A 19,419-nucleotide genomic window follows, 5' to 3' on the forward strand; every position below is an offset into this window, starting at 1 on the left:
TTTAAACTTGTTGCAAATGTATATAAAATACCAATAGGGATTAATGAGTATTGCAGAAATTGACTTACACTCCGCATTAAAAAAGTACTTTGGATTTTCAGAATTCAAAGGCCTTCAAGAAGAAGTAATAAAGAACGTCGTAGCCGGTAATAACACTTTTGTTATTATGCCAACAGGTGGTGGGAAATCTTTATGTTATCAACTACCAGCTTTAATTGCTGAAGGTACTGCTATTGTAGTATCTCCTCTTATTGCGCTGATGAAGAATCAAGTAGATGCCATAAGGGCCGTGTCTGAGCACGAAGGTGTAGCACATGTTTTAAACTCTTCTTTAAATAAAACTGAAGTAAAACGCGTTAAGGATGACATTACAAACGGCATTACAAAGTTGCTATATGTCGCTCCAGAGTCGTTGACAAAAGAAGAATATGTTGACTTTTTAAGAACCGTAAAAATTTCTTTTATGGCTGTCGATGAAGCCCATTGTATTAGTGAATGGGGACACGATTTTAGACCAGAATATAGAAATCTTAAGACGATTATTAAGCGTATTGGCGACGATATTCCGATTGTTGGACTTACAGCAACGGCAACTCCGAAGGTTCAAGAGGATATTTTGAAGAGTTTAGGCATGCCAAATGCCGTAACTTTTAAAGCGTCCTTTAATAGACCTAACTTATATTATGAGGTACGACCAAAAACTAAGACAGTAGATGCCGATATTATTCGTTTTGTAAAACAGAACGATGGTAAATCTGGTATTATATATTGTTTGAGTCGGAAACGTGTTGAAGGTTTAGCGCAAGTTCTTCAAGTCAATGGAGTAAAAGCGGTGCCTTATCATGCAGGTTTAGATGCTAAAACAAGAGTGAAACATCAAGATATGTTCTTAATGGAAGATACCGATGTGGTTGTGGCAACTATTGCGTTTGGGATGGGTATTGATAAACCCGATGTACGCTTTGTAATACATCATGATATTCCTAAAAGTATAGAAAGTTATTATCAAGAAACGGGTCGTGCTGGTCGTGATGGTGGTGAAGGCCATTGTTTAGCCTATTACGCTTATAAAGATATTGAGAAACTTGAAAAGTTTATGGCAGGTAAACCTGTTGCAGAACAAGAAATTGGCCATGCCTTACTACAAGAAGTAGTTGCTTTTTCTGAAACTTCAGTGTCTCGACGTAAATTTATTCTTCATTATTTTGGGGAAGAATTTGATAATGAAACTGGTGAAGGTGGAGATATGGACGATAATGTTCGTTATCCTAAAAAGCAAGTTGAAGCTCAAGATGATGTTAAAATTCTTTTAGAGACTGTTGCTAAAACCAATGAAAAATATAAAGCTAAAGATTTAGTACAGGTACTTGTCGGCAATTCAAATGCACTTATTTCGTCACATAAAACGGATTTACAAGCGCACTTTGGTGTTGGTAAAGCTAAAGATCCTAGATATTGGATGGCTTTAATTCGTCAGGTTTTAGTGGCGCGTTTTTTAAAGAAGGATATTGAAACTTATGGTGTTTTAAGGTTAAGTAATGAAGGTAAGGGCTTTATAAATAATCCGACATCTTTTATGATGGCTGAGGACCATGTGTTTGATGAAGAATCAAATGATGGTATAGTTACCAATTCTAAAGGAGGAGGAGCTGTTGCAGACGAAAAATTAATGAGCATGCTTAAAGACTTACGTAAGCGTAATGCTAAAAAGTTAGGAGTGCCTCCATTTGTGATTTTTCAAGATCCGTCATTAGAAGATATGTCTTTAAAGTATCCGATTAATATAGAGGAATTATCTAACGTCCATGGAGTAGGTGAGAGTAAAGCAAAAAAATACGGTAAGGATTTTGTTGGTTTAATTGCAGATTACGTAGAAGACAATGATATTTTACGACCAGAAGATATGGTGGTAAAGTCTACAGGGACTAATTCTGCTATAAAGTTATACATCATTCAGAATGTAGATCGTAAATTACCTTTAAGTGATATTGCCTCTTCAAAAGGTATGGGGATGTCTGCTTTTATAAAGGAAATGGAATCTATTGTGTTTTCTGGCACAAAGTTGAATATCAATTATTGGATCGATGATATTTTAGATGAAGATCAACAGGAAGAAATCCATGAGTATTTTATGGAAACTGAAAGCGATAAAATAGATGATGCTATTGAAGAGTTTGATGGTGATTATGACGATGAAGAATTACGCTTGTACCGCATAAAGTTTATGAGTGAAGTGGCTAATTAAGTGTTCAGTGTTCAGTGTTCAGTGTTCAGTGGTTAGTTGGTAGTGGTTAGTGGTTAGTGAAAAGTGTAACGTAAATGGTAAAATATTTAAATTTTTAGTTTCTCGCTAGGTTTAAAATTCCACGTTTTTTTCTGTGGACATCTCTGTTTAAGATTTTCGCGCAAAGTCGCTAATGTAAAAATCAATTAATTCGAGAAAAATTAGTGTTAACTTTTTTAATCTTAACATTCATATATTGAACCCATTTTTAATTCTTTTTCTAATTATATGCATACCTTTTTATATATGGATAGTTAGTTTTTTAAATGCCTCGTTTTTCATACCATCTTTTGAAGACCATGAGGCTAAAAATTTTTTAGAGGCTCATGGTTATGAATTTGTGAAGTGCGAGGAAGTGAAAAACGATGGTAATCATAAAATCGAAGAACGTTTTTTTAATAGCCTATATTCATTTAAGACGCATTACCAACTTACAGCATTGTCTATTGCAGATGGTTCAGAGAAAAAAATCCGACTCATTTTAAAGAAAACCTATGTCCCTTTAAACGCTAAGAGGGTGTTGCATTATTTTGAAGAATGATAAAAGTTTAGAAATTAAATATTTGTTTTATTCTTCCTCGTCAGTAGCTTCAATAACCACATATTTACTAAATAGAATATCGTGCTTCTTTACTTTTATTTGAATGCTTCTAAGTGTGGCACTTTCTAAATTTTTAACATCACTTTCTTCAATCTGAAAATCGATTTTAGTAACATTTCTACCTTTAGTATCTGAGTTCTCTGATTCAAACTCTGGCATATCAGCTTCTAATTTTAATTTGAAGTCATCTCCAACAAAGTATAATTGCGCTCCATTTTTAGATTTCACATTGAGCGCACCAACAATAACAGTTTGAAAAAAGAAATAACCTCCCAATTCATTTAAGCCAGCAAACAGAACATTATTTTCAGAGACACCAAAAGGTCTGTTTTCAACATCATTAATGATAGCTTCAATAGTATCACCAGACTGAGATGTTGTTTCAGAATTTTTAGAACCAAAGAGTTTAGATAACGAAAATGCCATGTGATTTGTTTTTTTCAAAACTAAAAAAAAGAATCAGAACCCGAAATCGAATTTGAAGTTGTTTTTATTTCGATTTCAATTTCAGATTCGATTTCAAGTTAACTTTCTTATCTTTGCATCCTTAAACAAATTAAAATACAATGCAAGACGGTATATACGCAAAATTCAACACTACAAAAGGTGCAATTTTAGTGAATTTAGAGTTCGAGAAAGCTCCAGGAACAGTTGGTAACTTTGTTGCTTTAGCAGAAGGAAATTTAGAAAATTCAGCGAAGCCACAAGGAAACCCTTACTACGATGGATTAAAATTCCATAGAGTAATTCCAGATTTTATGATACAAGGTGGTTGTCCACAAGGTACAGGAACTGGTGATCCAGGTTATAAATTTGATGATGAGTTTCATCCAGATTTAAGACATAGTGGTCCTGGTGTTTTAGCTATGGCAAACTCTGGCCCTGGTACTAACGGAAGTCAGTTTTACATTACACATATTGCAACGGATTGGTTAGATAATAAGCATACCGTTTTTGGAAACGTAGTTGAAGGACAAGATATTGTTGATGCTATTGCACAAGGTGATAAAATTGAGACTATTGAAATCATAAGACAAGGTGATGCTGCTGAAAAGTTTAATGCTATTGAGGCGTTTAGAACATTTGAAGGGTCTCGCGAAAAGCGTATTGCTGAAGAGCGCGAAGCTGTAAGAGCAGAGTTAGATAAATTAGCTGTAGGTTTTGATGAAACTAAATCTGGTTTACGTTACCAAATCATCCAAAAAGGAGATGGTAAAAAAGCAGAAAAAGGAAATACAGTTTCTGTACATTATAAAGGTCAGTTAGCTGACGGAACGGTTTTCGATTCGTCTTACAAAAGAAATTCTCCACTAGATTTTCAAGTTGGAGTAGGTCAGGTAATTGCAGGATGGGATGAAGGTATTTGTCTTTTAAATGTCGGAGATAAAGCACGTTTGGTAATTCCTAGTGATTTAGGTTATGGTGCTGCTGGCGCAGGAGGAGTCATTCCACCTAACGCAACTTTAGTATTTGATGTAGAGTTAATGGGTGTGAAATAATCACATTGTATTAGATACATACTTCATAAAATTTAAAAAGTCTCACTTAATAGTGAGGCTTTTTTTTTGTTCACATTTATAATTAATTAAACCAAGATGATATCTAAAATGTTAAGAGTATAAATTGAATTGAACACCTGCATTGGTTAAAAGATTGTAATTGGTTATCTCTACGTACTTTAGAGGAATTACGTGTGCTTTTTGTCATAAATCTTGTTTTTTAACAGTAAATTCTTACATTATTCTTTAATTTTAGAGAAAATCAAAACATACAATTTATGAAACAACTATTACTTAATTTTTTTGCAACAATCGGTATGATTGGGATGGTAACTGCTCAAGGTTACACAACACCAGATACAAATAGTACTTTTACTTTAGATGACCTTGTATCAGCGAGTCCGTCTTCCATTTCGGTGAGCGGAACGACGTATACCTTAGTAGAAGATCTTACAATCTCTGCAAGTGACACTTTTAATATCAGTGAGGATGTCACTTTAGAGATTGGTGCAGATATACTAATAACTATTTACGGAGTTTTTAATGTAAATGCGGATAATGCTGTTTTCACTGCTATTGATATTACAGCACCTTATGATGGTTTTCGTTTTCAAGAATTTTCAGATATTACGATTCAAAATGCCACAATACAATACGGAGGAGGTCTACGTGTGCTTACAGAAACATTTACTATTGATAATTGTTTAATAACCAATAATGTTTCGGGAGTTTCTACAGGTGGTGTTATTGGAGTTTCAAGAGGTAAACCTCAAATTACTAATAATACTATAATATTTAATCAAACGACTGCTATTGGGTCTGGCGCTACAAACCAAGTTTCTCCTTATATATTTAATAATTATATTGAAGGGAATAACCAAGACAATTCTAACCGTCCTCAGATTAATTTAGGACCGACATTAGAAGATCCTACACAAATTATTCAGAATACTATTAAAGGTGATCGCAGTTTATCACAAGTAGGAGGAATTTCTGTTTCTGACTTAATAAGTGCAGGAAGTGTGAATGCTGTAATCGATGACAATATTATAACTGACAACCGTTATGGTATGGTGATACAAAGTAACAATGTGTCTGCATTTATTAGAAATAATGTGATTGAAGACAATAATACTCAAAATAATCCTAATCTTGGTGGAAGTGGTATTTCATTGGTTGCTGCGTTAGAAGGCAATGTTATTGTGGCTAGTGGGAATGAAATTCGCAGGAATTTATGGGGAATTACACTTCAAGGCGAGTCTATGATTAACTTAGGTGACGATGTTGATAACGTTGGACAAAATGTGTTTTCTGAAAATGGTAATGGAGGTGTAACATATGCACTTTATAATAATACAGATAATCCATTAACTGCGATGCATAATTGTTGGGATGAAATTAATGTTCCAAATACATTAGCTGATGCTGAAGCTGTAATTGTACACCAAAATGATATTGGGACATTAGGATTGGTTACATTCGATCCGGTGAATTGTGGTTTTTTAAGTGTAGATGAGTTAGCTTATAATGAGATGGCTATTTATCCTAATCCTACTTCTGGTCAATTTAGTTTAACAAATAATACGTTATTTAATCAGATGAACGTTTATAGTATTGATGGAAAACTTATCATGCAAAAAACGCTTCAATCAGGTTCTAATGATTTATATCTAGATTTAAATACAGGTTTATATCTATTAGAATTCAATGGATTAAATGCAAAATCAACTAAGAAGTTAGTAATTAAATAATTTGAGACTTATAAAATTTCAAAAAAGCTCTACCGTAGTTGGTAGAGCTTTTTTTGTGGTTTAAAGTATACTTGATTTAGCTTATGGATAACAACGGTAATATTTCAGATCAACAGGGGTAAAACGTAGTTATATTAAAATTTAGTGAGCTAAGTTAAAAGGTGTGTCGCTGGTTTATCGACTTCTTCTAGTCAGTTCATCTTCTGTAATATAACCATCGTTATTTTGATCACGCTTATTAAAGTTCTCTTTTAATTTTCCTTTAGCTTCAGATTTAGAGATTTTACCATCATTGTTGGTGTCCATATTCTCTAGCATTTTACTAAAAGACGGAGTTGTGTTTTTTGTATCTTGACTATTAGATTCTTGTTGGTTTTGCTTTACAGGCTGGGTATTTGGAACAGATTGTTGTGTAGTCTCAGTCTTTTCTAAGTCGTTTATGTTTCTAACGTTTCTATTTGAATTCTCGCTAGACGTACTATTTTGAGAGCTTGGTAAAGTCATTAAGTCTTCTCCATATATAATATTGCCTAAATAGTTTTTCCGTAGCTCTGCAGTTGTGGCGTCTTCATCTACTTCTGTAATGTTGAAATGTGTTAAAACTAAAGTCTTAACATTGGACTCTTTAGCCATTTGCGAGCTTTCCGCTAAATTAACGTGTGCCTTTTCTTTTGTGCCGTTATTTTTCCCATTGGTTTTAGTGCCTTTGTGTTTTGAACCAAGCGCAATAGCACCACCCGAATCCATTATTAAATAATCTGCATTTTTAGCCAAAATGGGTAAAGATTCTGAGTAGGTTAAATCACCTGAAATTACAATAGACGTGTTACCGGCCTCAAAACGATAGGAGAGCGTTGTAATAGTATGGTTTACGTGAGTATACGACACGCTAATATCTCCAATTTGAAAGGTGTTATTTCCTGTTAAGTTTTTAGCTTCATACTTAGAGGTTACATCGCTTAGAGTTCTTCCTGATTTTGATAATCTATAATCAATGTCTTCTTTATAAATGTTAAGGATGTGATTTATTATTGAAGTGGTTTGTTCTGGTCCTGCTATAATTGTGTTGTTGCCACCAAGAAGTGATTGAATAAAAATAGGGGCCAACTCCTCATTATGATCTAAATGATGGTGTGTAAACAGCAAACCGTCTATGTCCTTAATTTTTGTGTCAATCTGATCTAAATTGGCTTGAGTGCCATTACCCATGTCGACTAAAATATGAGTGTTTTTAGAAGAAATTAACACCGAAGGCCCTGAACGTTCTGTATTATATTTGGGAGATCCTGAACCAATTATGGTTGCGGTTAATGGCGAATTGTTTTCTTGAGCGCATAGTTGTGTTCCTAAAAAAAGCAGTATTAAAACCCAGTGGTTTTTCATTTTATATATTTCTTTCTTTGACACCTCGTTTTCTTAAAGGTTTAATTTAAGAAGGAAATAACTATATTTAAAATTGGTAAGGAGCTTGTGTGTGATGAGTTGCAGTTTTCTTTTGCTATAGGTAAATTGGAGAAAATAGTTGGAGGGGATTAGAAAAGTGCTTTAGTTGAAAATTAATGAGTATTTCTCTTGCCCTCAGTTATTTTGAGCGATAACTAGTCTTCCTTTTTCTCCGAAATAGATGTACTTATTTAAAAATAGAAGTTGTTATTTCGTAAGGAGGTTTCATTCATGATACTATCATTTGATACTATGAAAGATACGATCGTTTAAGTTGACGTAAGTAATGAAACGGTGTTTTTTAACGGTCACCACGTTGCTGTGTGATTGTGCGCTAGTATTTTTAAATAGGAAATAGGATGTAATAAAATAGCATTAATGTTTGATGGAAACTGTAAAAGTGCTTTAGTTAAAAGTTAATGAGTTTTTACTACAGTACTTTGTCGCGGTGCGTAATTTTTTGACGCAGACATTGGATTCACCTGTATTTGTCCCCCGATTGCTTTCAATACTTTCATAATTGTCGAAAATTGTGGTTTCGCACCATCAGATAAAGCTTTGTATAAACTCGGTCTGCTTAATCCTGTTTCTTCCGCAATTTTTGTCATTCCGATGGCTTTTGCAATATGTCCAATTGCATTAATTATATCCGCATTATTTCCTTCTTGCAAAACGGTATTGAGGTATTCCGCAATCATTTCTTTGCTTTCTAAATAATCCGCTATTTCAAATCTTGAAGTACCCATTTTCTATTTATTTAATTTTTTCCAAATTTCTTTCGCGGTTGCAATATCCTTTTGTTGCGTAGATTTATCTCCTCCAACTAGTAAAACAATTATTTTTCCGTCTTTTTCTCTAAAGTAAACTCTGTAACCTTTCGCAAAATTTATTCGCATTTCACGAATCCCATCGCCAACTGTTTTACAATCGCCAAAATGTTCGTCAGTTTCTAATTTCTGAATCCTAAACAAAATTTTTGCTTTTGCCTTAAAGTCTTTTAACTTTCTCAGCCATTTGTCAAATTCATCTGTTTTTTCAATAAAGAACATAAGCACTGTATCTACTTGGATACAAAATTAAGAAAAATATTTGAATATATTCAATTCAGATTGAGTTTTCAGCAGAGTGAATTTTTATGCACCTCAACTAGTTACAACAATATTAAGATAAACTTCATCTCATCCTTATTTTGGAATAAGCACAATTTTCAACCTCACTTCCTTCCAGCTAAAACTAAACTCAACTGCTTTCCGAAAATCGCAGAAATTCCTGCAGCTAATCCACCAACAACACCTGTAACCAGCATTAAAACATAAGGATTACCTCCTAATGGTAAGAGCACAGCGATACGTTTGGCTAACGTAAAATCGTTTCCACTACTTAAAAAATAACTCATTACAAACCAAAATAAAAGTACGGCTAGAAACGGAATAACAAACACGGCTGCTTTTCTTAAGGGTATAAATAAAGCTGTTGCTAATGCGGCTGTCATTACAGACCACCATGGCAGAAATAAGGATAATACATATGCTAAGACTATAGTGACTATAAAATTGATGATATTTTTGCTCATTAGTTCGATGGTGTTAGGGTTTGTGTGCCAATAATAGCGTCGGTTGCTGTATTGCTTTGTAGAAAATTAAGGCTATGGTATTTTCCGGCAGCCCAATCGTCTATAAAATTATCGTAATATTTACTTCCTGGGTTTCCAGATTGTCCACCTGGATAAATACCAAACGCCGTAGGAGGTGAGGTCATTTCTACAATCATTCTCCAAGATGGGCCATGATCTTCGGAAGTGGCATTAACAATACTTCGATCTCCACCAATCGGAATATCGAAAACAGAAAAAGCAGGTAAACCTTGTAATAAATGACTTGCATGAGTGGCTTTATAAGTTAACCAAGTGTAGTCGCCTTTTTCGGCTTTAATTTCTATAAGACGTGCAGCAGCTTCTTTAAAGGCTAATAAAAACAAGTCTTTTGCGGTTTCTGTTTCAGGTGTATCTACAATATCCATAAAGGCATCATCGCCTTTGTTTTTTAATAAATAAATGGTTTGGTAGGTGTATGGTTGTTCTAAGGCTGTATCTTCTACATCAAACTCATCCCAAACCATATCGTAAAGTTTTCCATACCATTGTCTAAAAATACTAGGTCCAACTTCGTTAATATCGTTATTAAATTGCCAAGTCTTTATTTCATCATAGATGGCTTTTTCTTCTTCAGTTAAGCTAGAACTATCCATGTGCTCTAACATATAGGGTACAATTTCAGCAGCTTTAAGGTTGTAGTTATTGTTGTGTAAATCCTTAAAATCTTGAACACTAAATTTATCTTTAGAATTAAAGAAATCATTAATGACACGGTTTCTATAAGTTTCATAGCCATCATTAAATACATAATACGGATAGGTTTCATCAACAGGATGCTGATTTGCAGAACTTACAAAACCACGTTCCGGATTTTTAGTGTGTGCATTAAATTCTTGTGGAATAAATCCTTGCCAATCGTTTTCAGATTTGCTACCGTTCATAATAAACTTCCCTTGACCTTCCCATTTATTCGGTAATAAGCCTTGTATCCATAATGCAATATCTCCTTCGGTGGATGCAAACACAAAATTCTGTGCAGGTGCAATCCAGTTTTTTAAAGCCTCAGTATAGTCATCATAGTTTTTAGCTTTGTTTAATTCGGTGAAGGTCTTTTGGCCATTCCCAGGAATATGACCTGTCCACTGCATGGCATAACCCGCTAATTCTTGGTCGGACTTAAAGTTTTTATCATAGACCACAGGACCATGATGTGTGTAGAGTACAGAATCCTTGTAGGTTTCTTTACCTTTTATTTTAATCTCTTCAACGCGTACAGACACATCTTTCCATTGGTCATCGAATTTATATTGTGTTCTATCCTCATTAAATTCAATTTTATACCAATCAATAACATCTCTTGTGGCATTGGTTTCTCCCCAAGCAATATGTTGATTAAAACCAGAAATAACAGCTAATGCACCAGGTAATGTGGCGCCAAAGGCATTGTAGTCCGGTGTGCTCAATTGCATAACAAACCAAATGGAAGGTAGGTTTAAACCTAAATGTGGATCGTTAGCTAAAATGGCATTTCCGGTGGTTGATTTTTTGCCAGAAACAGCCCAGTTGTTACTCCCATTATCTGGATTCGGTTTATCGATAGTTTCGGAAATAGAATCTAAAACAGGTGTGCTATTTGGTGTTGGTGTTTGTGGCACATCAATAAAACTCCAATCGGTGTCTTTTGAGATTATTGGATCTGTAATGTCGAAGAAATCTGGAAACAATAAATCGAATCGTTCTTGTCCAAACAATCGTAAGGCATTCGTGTTTTCCATGTCGTCGTCTCCACCAGCCAACATTTTAGTCATATACATTAACAACAAAGCCGTTTTTTTAGGTGTCCATGCTTCGGGTTCATAATCCAATAATTTATATTCAACTGGTAAATCTTTTGGCTCTAATTGGTTAATGTAGCTATTTACACCATCTGCATAGGCTTGCACCATGGCTGAAGTACTTTCATCTTCCGCCATTTTGTTTAGGGTCTGTTCTGCTCCATAACCCATGCCGCGTCTACGCTCTTGTCGGTCGTAACTGAGGGCGGCGTCTCCTATAATTTCAGATAACCGACCAGAAGCTGCAAACGTCTGAAATTCCATTTGCCATAACCTGTGCTTTGCTGTAAGATACCCTTGTGCTCTGTATAAATCGAGATCGTTTTGAGCAAATACATGGGGAATTAATTCGGCATCATAATGTACGGTGACGTTGTCTTTTAAATCGGGAATCGAAACCTCTCCTGTAATGGATTCGTCGGTTTCATTTTGCCAGACTCCAGTGTATGGATTTAAGAATTTACCAATAGGTGGAATGGATCCGAACTTAGTGTTTAGCGCAAAGAAAATGGCTATTGTTAGTCCGAAGGATAGAATTAGTTTAAAATACTTCATGAAGTTAAATTATAGAGAATTTAAAAATAGGAAAATTATTGTTAATGTGAGGCACGGACTGCACTAATTATTAGTAGTGTTGAATGTGAATTAGTGACACTGTAACTAGAACGAAATACAAGGGGATAGAAGCTTTGCGACTTAAAGGCTATACGCGAGAGATTGTAGTGGGATTTGAGGGGGGGGCTTAAAGTATACGACGTTTTTACACAGAGCGACACAGAGTTTACACGGAGATGCACAGAGAAAAAGAAGGAAAATTAAAATTTTAAGAACTAAATTAAAAATGAATAACTAATTTGCTAAAGGCTAAAGGCTAAAGGCTAAAGGCTAAAGGCTGAAAACTATCGAAGCACCAACTTCTTAACGACTTCCTTTCTTAAGGATTCATTAAGCATCTTTATAATTTTATCTGTACCGTAACTCAATTCTTCACGTAGCACACTAGAGCTGAGTTGTACATAGAGTGTATCGTGTTTTAATTCAATTGCAGTTGTGTAATTATTAACTCCGTTTCCCATAAGATTTGCCCAAGCTTCGCGCACATCTACTTTATCTAAACCAGACTGTAAATTGTTGGTTTGTACAAACTCTTTTAGAATGTCTTGTATGGGTTGGTTATCGTTATTTCGTTTTGCCATTTCTAATTGTCTTTACGTATTTTAATCGCTCTGTTGCCCAATTAATTGAAATTATTCTAAATCTAATTTTATAGGAGTGTAACGTTTGTAAAGATACACATTTTCATCCTCATTAACGATTTTAAGTTGGGTTGGTGTGGCCTCTAAAACCGTTTCAGTCCAATTCGCATAAGGAGTTGTATAATAAATGTTCAGTTTATTATCTTCAATTTTTAATTGAATGGTCTCCGCATTATCAGATGTAAAATAGGTGTCATTTATGCCGGGCTTTAGTTTTTTTCTAAAACCCTTTAAGCTATCGTTTACACTTATGTAATCTATAGTTTCATTGAACTTGTATTCCTTTTTACTGCCATTAGCCATGGTAACTTCTTCAATTTCCCAATACCCTTCTACGTGCTCAATGTAGATTTCTGGATTTGGAGAACAGCTAAATATAAAAAGGCAGAGTAGCCAAAAATAGTTTTTCATAATTTGAAAATTTTATAGGATTGGTGGGTTTGCTTTATCACATCTTCAGTACGTTCGGCATGTGTATCGCTTATAAATATTTGTCCAAAATGCTCGTCATCTACGAGGTTGATGATTTGCGCCACGCGGTTTTCATCTAACTTATCAAAAATATCATCTAATAATAGAATAGGGGAGACTCCACTTTGTAGTTTTATAAAATCGAATTGCGCCAACTTCAACGCTATTAAAAAGGATTTTTGTTGCCCTTGACTTCCAAACTTTTTAATCGGAAAGTCATCAATTAAAAAGACCAAATCATCTTTGTGTGTACCGACAGTCGTATATTGAATCGCTTTATCTTTATTAATCGACTTTTTAAGCAAATCCATTAATTCATCATCAAATAAATCACTTTTATATTGTAGATCGATGGTCTCTTTACTTTGACTTATAGCTTCGTAACGTGCTTTAAAAATAGGTATAAACGTTTTTAAGAACGCATCTCGTTTTTTAAATATTTCCGTCCCATAATTATGAAGCTGTTCATTATATATAGACAGCGTATCATTATTAAAGGTATTGTTGACTGCGAAATACTTCAGCAATGCATTACGCTGAGATAGTACCTTATTATAATTAATGAGTTCCGTTAAATAGTTTTTATCACTTTGAGAAATAACACTATCTATAAATTTACGTCTGGTATCACTACCTTCAATAATGAGATCGCGATCTGCAGGAGAAATAATAACGAGCGGTATAAATCCGATATGCTCACTAAACTTTTCGTAGGCCTTACCATTCTTTTTAATGACTTTTTTCTGACCTCGTTTTAAGGATACAATGATTTTTTCGGTGCGTTCATATTTGGAGAAATTACCATCCACTACAAAAAACTCTGCGTTGTGGTTGATATTTTGAACCGCAATAGGATTAAAGTAACTTTTTCCGAAAGCTAGATGATAAATGGCGTCTAATGCATTCGTTTTTCCGATACCATTGGCACCAACAAAACAGTTGATTTTGACGTCGAAATCGAAAACCTGACTTTCAAAATTTTTATAATTAACTAAAGATAGCGTGTTTAGATTCATGAAAAGATAACATTATGCCTAATTTTACTGATGTAATCAAGCATTTTCAACGTGTAATTAATAATTCAAAAATAACAAATAAATAGGCTTTTAAATCCCAATAAAAATTTTATTTTTGCGGACGCACAAAATGACAATTTATGGCAACGTATAAGAAAAGAGGCTACAAACCGAAGACAGTAAAAGAGAAGGAAGAGGTTTTTGAAGAAGAATCAACAACAGCAGAAGTGTTTAACACTTTAGATGAGGGTGCTTCCAAAACAGAAGAGTGGGCCGTTAAGAACCAAAAGTATATTTTAGGTTTAGTTGGAGCAGTAGCTTTAATTGTTCTAGGATATTTAGGTTATAATAAGTTAGTAGCAGAGCCACAACAAAAGGATGCTATGAACGAAATGTATACTGCTAAAAAGTATTTTGATGATGCTGTAAGTGGTATATCTTCAGATTCACTGTATAGAATGTCTTTAGATGGTGGTGAAGGTAAATACGGAATGCTAGATATTATTAGTGAGTATGGAGGAAGTCCTGCTGCCAATTTAGCAAACTATTATGCTGGTATGGCATATTTGAATTTGAAAGATTATCAGAATGCTGTAGAGCATTTAGGGAATTTCTCAAGTGATGATAAAATGTTAAATCCTATCGCAAAAGGTGGTATTGGTGATGCATTTGTACAATTAGATCAAAAATCGGATGCTTTAGGGTATTACGAAAAAGCATTTAAAGCTAACGTTAATAGTTTTACAACTCCATTATACTTAATGAAAGCAGCGCGTGTTGCTATGGATTTAGGAGAAAATGCGAAAGCTTTAGAATATTTAAAGCGTATTAAGTCTGAATTTTCTGCTTCAACTGAAGCTAAGAATGCAGATGTTTTAATCGGAAAAGCAGAAGCAAGCTTATAGTCTATGGCTACAGTAAATCATAATTTATCGGCTTACGATAAAGCAACAATCCCAAACGCGAAAGATTTTCGGTTTGGGATTGTTGTTTCAGAATGGAATGACACCATTACCGAAGGCTTATGGCAAGGTGCTTTTGATGCCCTGTTAGATTGCGGAGCCATAAAGCAAAATATTGTACGTTGGAATGTTCCAGGTGCTTTTGAGCTAACTTACGGTGCAGCCAGAATGAGTAAAAGTATCTATGCCGACTCCGGAATGTTAGATGCTATTATTGTTATTGGTTGTGTTATTCAAGGTGAAACAAAACATTTCGATTTTGTATGCGAAGGGGTGACTCAAGGTATTAAAGACCTTAATGTAAAAGGAGATATCCCTGTAATTTTCTGTGTGCTTACAGATAATACACAACAACAATCTATTGATCGCTCTGGCGGCATACATGGTAATAAAGGTACCGAAGCAGCAATTGCGGCAATAAAAATGGCAGCTTTACGTAAGGAAACTTTTTAAGTATTCAGTCCTCAGTCCTCAGTTGGCAGTCAAATCGCCTTAAAATAATACATACTTATATTTTGTGATAGGCTAAAATTTAATTTTGCACACTGCACACTGCACACTGCACACTGCACACTGCACACTGCACACTGCACACTGCACACTGCACACTCTGGCATCCTTTTTGTTAATAATTTTAAGGAATCCTTAAGGTATATTTCCTTGTATTTTCAGTACTTTTGAGATTAATCAAGTTTAATTTAAGAGCCACTTGTTTAAGCAAAGAAAAAATAAACGTTTTAATTATAAACCTCGTTTTCAGGATTCCGAAGACAAAAAGTCGAGAGCCGACTTCGAAGCAAAATGGAATGATGCTAAAGATGGAGACAAAAGTAGAGGCAAATTCCTCTCTTCATTACCAGCTTTGATCATATTATTAGTTTTGATTTTTGTTATAATTTATATTCTTGAAGGATATATTAGATAAGACTATTATGGGATTCATGAAATTGAAAAAAAATAAAAAGTTTAATTATCAACCACGTTATTACAAAGGGGACGGTAATCCGTTTGAACTTAAGCATAAGTTTGATGAGCATAGAACTTCAATATCTCCTGCAAAAGGTATTAAAGGAAAATTTAGTGCTGCTATTGATGACTACAAGCACAATCCGGATGATAATGTTAATAAACGCGTTATTATTATTGTTGCAGTTTTAATCTTGCTGTTTTTGTTTATTATTGATTTCGATTTATCTATTTTCCTTCCACAAAGCTAATGTCAGATATTATTCAACTTTTACCAGATCATGTTGCGAATCAAATTGCAGCAGGTGAGGTCGTTCAGCGTCCGGCTTCAGTAGTAAAAGAACTATTGGAAAACGCCATAGATGCCAACGCTACAGAAATTAAACTCATTATTAAAGATGCTGGTAAAACCTTAGTACAGGTTATTGATAACGGTAAAGGAATGAGTGTTACCGATGCTCGTCTTAGTTTTGAGCGTCATGCAACTTCAAAAATCAAAGCTGCTGAAGATTTATTTCAACTCAATACCAAAGGTTTTAGAGGCGAAGCATTAGCGAGTATTGCTGCGATTGCGCATGTTGAACTTAAAACGAAACAAGACGAAGACGATTTAGGAACTGTCATTGTAATTGAAGGTAGTGAGGTGAAATCTCAAGAAGTTTCCGTAATCCCAACAGGAACTTCCGTTGCAGTAAAACATTTATTTTTTAATATTCCGGCAAGACGAAATTTTTTAAAGTCCGACACTGTTGAACTTCGCCATATTACAGACGAGTTTCATCGTGTCGCTTTAGCGCATCCTAATATTGCTTTTGCTTTTTATCATAACGGTAGTGATTTGTTTAATATTCCAGAAGAAAACTACAGACAACGTGTGGTGCATATCTTTGGAACTAAAACCAATGAAAAGTTAGTACCAGTTGAAGAGGTAACGGAAGTTTTGAAAATTTCAGGTTTTGTGGGCAAACCTAATTTCTCTAAAAAAACAAAATCGGAGCAATTCTTTTTTGTCAATCAACGTTTTATTAAGAGTCCTTATTTGAATCATGCTATTAAATCGGCATTTGAAGGCTTGTTAAAAGATGGTTATCACGCTAGTTATTTTCTAAATCTTACCGTCGATCCGAAATCGATAGATATCAATATTCACCCAACAAAAACCGAAATTAAGTTTGATGATGAGCACACGCTTTATGCGATTTTACGTTCTGCTGTTAAGCATAGTTTAGGGCAATTCAACATTGCACCAGTTTTAGATTTTGAACATCAGAGTAGTTTAAATACGCCTTACGATTACAGGGATAAAAAAGCGTCCACGCCAGCTATTGAGGTGGATCGTAGTTTTAATCCATTTGCAGAGGAGTCAGGTATAAAACAAAAGACCACAAGTCATAATACTGGGTTTAAGTCTTCACCAACAGCATCATGGGAAAGTTTGTATGTAGGTTTAGAATCGAAAGCTAATAATTCGCCATCGGATTTTAGTCAGGTGACTTTTGAAAGTGAATCTAAAAACGAGTCTATTTTTAGTGATTCGTCTATTGAAACTAGAAAAACGACGTTTCAATTGCAACAAAAATATATTGTGAGTACCTTAAAATCTGGCATGTTAGTTATAGACCAGAATAGGGCACATCAACGTATTTTATATGAAAACTTTTTAAGGCATATTACGATAAAAGAAGCGACAAGTCAGCAATTATTATTTCCGTTACAATTGCATTTTACACCCAACGAAATAAAAATTATAGAAGACTTAAAAGCTGATTTAGAGCATACAGGTTTTGTGTTTTCGGAATTGAGTGCAAAGGAGATTATGATAACTGGTGTTCCAGTTGGAGTGCCAGAAAGTGAAGTGTCTATTATTTTAGAACAGTTAATTAGCGATGTAGAAAATGATGTGCCAGACACTAATTTTAGTGCTGCAGATTTGTTAGCTAAATCTATGGCAAAGAGTTTAGCTATTAAAAACGGTCAATCATTAAACAGCACAGAACAAGAACATATGGTAAATAGTTTGTTTGCCTGTAAGGAACCCAATGTATCACCAACCAATAGACCAACGTTTATTACGATGGCAGTTGATGATATTGAAAAAAAATTCATGTAGTTTATGAGACAAGGAATAACGGATGCCGTAAAGCATTTATTGATTATAAATGTAGTAATGTTTATAGGTACTTTGGTAATTGGTAATGGAGAAGCCTTTTATCAATGGTTTGCGCTTTATTTTCCTCAGAATCCAAATTTCCAACCTTGGCAGATTTTGACTCATATATTTATGCACGGTAATTTTATGCATATCGCATTTAATATGTTTGCTTTATGGATGTTTGGTACAGCTGTAGAACAGGTTTTTGGATGGAAAAAATTTATAGTATTCTATTTACTTTCAGGTTTTGGAGCTGCTTTAATACAACTTGCATTTTTGTATTTTCAGTACAATACAGGTTTAACAACGTTAATAGACTCTGGGATCTCTCAAACAGAAGTGGTAAGTATTTTAAGTGAGGGTAAGTATAGTACGGCTTGGGTTCCACTTTTAGGGGATCATTTTGATAGCTTTATTGGTGCATTTAACGGTACTATGGTGGGCGCATCTGGTGCTATTATGGGAGTTTTAGTAGCTTTTGGAATGCTATTTCCTGAAAATAAATTAATGCTTATTTTCTTACCTATACCAATTAAAGCGAAGTATTTTATTCCTGCGATTATTGCGTTAGATTTGTTTTCTGGTTTAACAGGGCAATCCATTTTTAGCCCAAGTAATACAGCGTACATGGCTCACGTTGGTGGCGCACTTACAGGGTTTTTATTGATGTATTTCTGGAAGAAAAATGAAATGGATAAATACCGTTGGAACTAATTATGAGCACGATTCACGATTTAAAATATAAATTTAAGAACCTCGATGTTTTCGGTAAGATCATTGCGATAAATATTATCGTATTTATTATTGGTCTTATTTTTAAATCATTATTGCGGTTTAATCTGTTTAGCTATTTTGAATTGCCATCAGATATCATGGATTTTCTGTTTCAACCATGGTCTTTAATTACTTATGGCTTTCTACATAATGGATTGTTGCACTTGGCGTTTAATATGTTGTTTCTTTACTATCTATCTAGAGTGACGACAAATCTCTTTCGCCAAAAAATGGTTCTTAATATTTATTTCTTAGGAATTATTTTTGGTGGTTTAGCCTATTTAGCGGTTGCTAATTTGGTGCCACTGAGTTTCTTTAATGCTTCTGGAGTACTTGTAGGTGCATCTGCAGGAGTCAGTGCTTTATTACTTTTTGTGGCTGCTTATATGCCTAATAGCGAAATTAGATTGTTTAATTCTTTTAATGTAAAATGGAAACATATCGCTATGGTTATCGTTGGTTTAGATGTGTTTAGAATGTCTTTAGGACTTAATCAGGGTGGTTATGTTGCGCATTTAGGAGGGTATTTATTAGGTTATATTTATGCGACTAAATTGCTCAAGGGTGTAGATATAGGAAAAGGATTTGAGCGGACTATGGATAGTTTTATGAATTTATTTAAACCTAAATCTAACTTAAAAACGGTTCATAAAAATAAATCTAAAAGTACAACGACTAAGAAGACTAAAAATCCTTCTGATACGTTAGATAAACAGAAGAAGATTGATACGATTCTCGATAAGATTAGTAAAAGTGGTTATGAGAGTTTAACAGCCGAGGAAAAAGCATTTTTATTTAAAGTAGGTAAAGACTAA

Annotated in this window: 19 protein-coding genes; 10 read left to right on the forward strand and 9 right to left on the reverse strand. The window is 34.4% G+C overall.

Annotated features, from left to right (window positions below):
- Window positions 1-43 precede the first annotated feature (43 nt).
- Together HM984_RS07110 and HM984_RS07115 are read left to right on the forward strand one after the other, a co-directional pair.
- The gene (locus HM984_RS07110) at window positions 44-2,245 is read left to right on the forward strand and encodes a RecQ family ATP-dependent DNA helicase (protein WP_179348655.1); all 2,202 of its coding nucleotides are present in this window, start codon (window positions 44-46) and stop codon (window positions 2,243-2,245) included.
- A gap of 235 nt (window positions 2,246-2,480) precedes the next feature.
- Complete coding sequence (locus HM984_RS07115; protein ID WP_179348656.1) at window positions 2,481-2,825, forward strand: hypothetical protein; 345 nt, start codon at window positions 2,481-2,483, stop codon at window positions 2,823-2,825.
- 27 nt (window positions 2,826-2,852) lie between these two features.
- Here HM984_RS07115 and HM984_RS07120 read toward each other — a convergent pair whose 3' ends face one another.
- Complete coding sequence (locus HM984_RS07120; RefSeq protein WP_020896059.1) at window positions 2,853-3,311, reverse strand: hypothetical protein; 459 nt, start codon at window positions 3,309-3,311, stop codon at window positions 2,853-2,855.
- 140 nt (window positions 3,312-3,451) lie between these two features.
- On the opposite strand from HM984_RS07120, the gene HM984_RS07125 reads away from it, so the two are divergent.
- Window positions 3,452-4,384: a peptidylprolyl isomerase gene (locus tag HM984_RS07125; protein ID WP_179348657.1), complete on the forward strand. Its 933-nt coding sequence runs from the start codon at window positions 3,452-3,454 to the stop codon at window positions 4,382-4,384.
- Between the two features lie 278 nt (window positions 4,385-4,662).
- Window positions 4,663-6,135, forward strand: coding sequence for a T9SS type A sorting domain-containing protein (locus HM984_RS07130; protein WP_179348658.1), 1,473 nt, complete (start codon window positions 4,663-4,665; stop codon window positions 6,133-6,135).
- Between the two features lie 174 nt (window positions 6,136-6,309).
- On the opposite strand, the gene HM984_RS07135 is transcribed toward HM984_RS07130, so the two are convergent.
- The 8 genes from HM984_RS07135 to recF all read right to left on the reverse strand — a co-directional run bounded on the left by HM984_RS07135 (window position 6,310) and on the right by recF (window position 13,750).
- Window positions 6,310-7,518 carry an MBL fold metallo-hydrolase gene (locus HM984_RS07135; RefSeq protein WP_179348659.1) on the reverse strand — a complete coding sequence of 403 codons (1,209 nt, stop codon included), beginning with the start codon at window positions 7,516-7,518 and terminating at the stop codon, window positions 6,310-6,312.
- Between the two features lie 476 nt (window positions 7,519-7,994).
- Window positions 7,995-8,324 carry an addiction module antidote protein gene (locus tag HM984_RS07140; RefSeq protein ID WP_115810190.1) on the reverse strand — a complete coding sequence of 110 codons (330 nt, stop codon included), beginning with the start codon at window positions 8,322-8,324 and terminating at the stop codon, window positions 7,995-7,997.
- A gap of 3 nt (window positions 8,325-8,327) precedes the next feature.
- The gene (locus HM984_RS07145; protein ID WP_179348660.1) at window positions 8,328-8,627 is read right to left on the reverse strand and encodes a type II toxin-antitoxin system RelE/ParE family toxin; all 300 of its coding nucleotides are present in this window, start codon (window positions 8,625-8,627) and stop codon (window positions 8,328-8,330) included.
- 164 nt (window positions 8,628-8,791) lie between these two features.
- Window positions 8,792-9,151, reverse strand: a complete 360-nt coding sequence (locus HM984_RS07150; protein ID WP_179348661.1) for a hypothetical protein — start codon at window positions 9,149-9,151, stop codon at window positions 8,792-8,794.
- Window positions 9,151-11,562 carry a penicillin acylase family protein gene (locus tag HM984_RS07155; protein ID WP_179348662.1) on the reverse strand — a complete coding sequence of 804 codons (2,412 nt, stop codon included), beginning with the start codon at window positions 11,560-11,562 and terminating at the stop codon, window positions 9,151-9,153. The genes HM984_RS07150 and HM984_RS07155 overlap by 1 nt, the downstream gene beginning before the upstream one ends.
- Window positions 11,563-11,906: 344 nt before the next feature.
- Complete coding sequence (locus HM984_RS07160; RefSeq protein WP_020896067.1) at window positions 11,907-12,203, reverse strand: DciA family protein; 297 nt, start codon at window positions 12,201-12,203, stop codon at window positions 11,907-11,909.
- Between the two features lie 51 nt (window positions 12,204-12,254).
- Window positions 12,255-12,674, reverse strand: a complete 420-nt coding sequence (locus tag HM984_RS07165) for a lipocalin family protein (protein ID WP_179348663.1) — start codon at window positions 12,672-12,674, stop codon at window positions 12,255-12,257.
- A complete protein-coding gene (gene recF / locus HM984_RS07170; RefSeq protein ID WP_179348664.1) occupies window positions 12,671-13,750 on the reverse strand; it encodes a DNA replication/repair protein RecF in 1,080 nt (359 codons plus the stop codon). The genes HM984_RS07165 and recF overlap by 4 nt, the downstream gene beginning before the upstream one ends.
- Before the next feature lie 140 nt (window positions 13,751-13,890).
- On the opposite strand from recF, the gene HM984_RS07175 reads away from it, so the two are divergent.
- The 6 genes from HM984_RS07175 to HM984_RS07200 all read left to right on the forward strand — a co-directional run bounded on the left by HM984_RS07175 (window position 13,891) and on the right by HM984_RS07200 (window position 19,419).
- Window positions 13,891-14,655 carry a tetratricopeptide repeat protein gene (locus HM984_RS07175; RefSeq protein WP_179348665.1) on the forward strand — a complete coding sequence of 255 codons (765 nt, stop codon included), beginning with the start codon at window positions 13,891-13,893 and terminating at the stop codon, window positions 14,653-14,655.
- Window positions 14,656-14,658: 3 nt separating this feature from the next.
- A complete protein-coding gene (gene ribH, locus HM984_RS07180; RefSeq protein WP_179348666.1) occupies window positions 14,659-15,165 on the forward strand; it encodes a 6,7-dimethyl-8-ribityllumazine synthase in 507 nt (168 codons plus the stop codon).
- A gap of 479 nt (window positions 15,166-15,644) precedes the next feature.
- The gene (locus HM984_RS07185) at window positions 15,645-15,929 is read left to right on the forward strand and encodes a riboflavin synthase subunit beta (RefSeq protein WP_179348740.1); all 285 of its coding nucleotides are present in this window, start codon (window positions 15,645-15,647) and stop codon (window positions 15,927-15,929) included.
- Window positions 15,929-17,788, forward strand: a complete 1,860-nt coding sequence (mutL, locus tag HM984_RS07190; protein ID WP_115810206.1) for a DNA mismatch repair endonuclease MutL — start codon at window positions 15,929-15,931, stop codon at window positions 17,786-17,788. The genes HM984_RS07185 and mutL overlap by 1 nt, the downstream gene beginning before the upstream one ends.
- Window positions 17,789-17,791: 3 nt before the next feature.
- Window positions 17,792-18,544, forward strand: coding sequence for a rhomboid family intramembrane serine protease (locus HM984_RS07195; RefSeq protein ID WP_040756430.1), 753 nt, complete (start codon window positions 17,792-17,794; stop codon window positions 18,542-18,544).
- 2 nt (window positions 18,545-18,546) lie between these two features.
- On the forward strand, window positions 18,547-19,419 hold the full coding sequence (locus HM984_RS07200) for a rhomboid family intramembrane serine protease (protein ID WP_179348667.1): 873 nt from the start codon (window positions 18,547-18,549) through the stop codon (window positions 19,417-19,419).

Origin of the sequence: Winogradskyella pacifica (genome assembly GCF_013403915.1) — a bacterium.
Classification (GTDB): domain Bacteria; phylum Bacteroidota; class Bacteroidia; order Flavobacteriales; family Flavobacteriaceae; genus Winogradskyella; species Winogradskyella pacifica.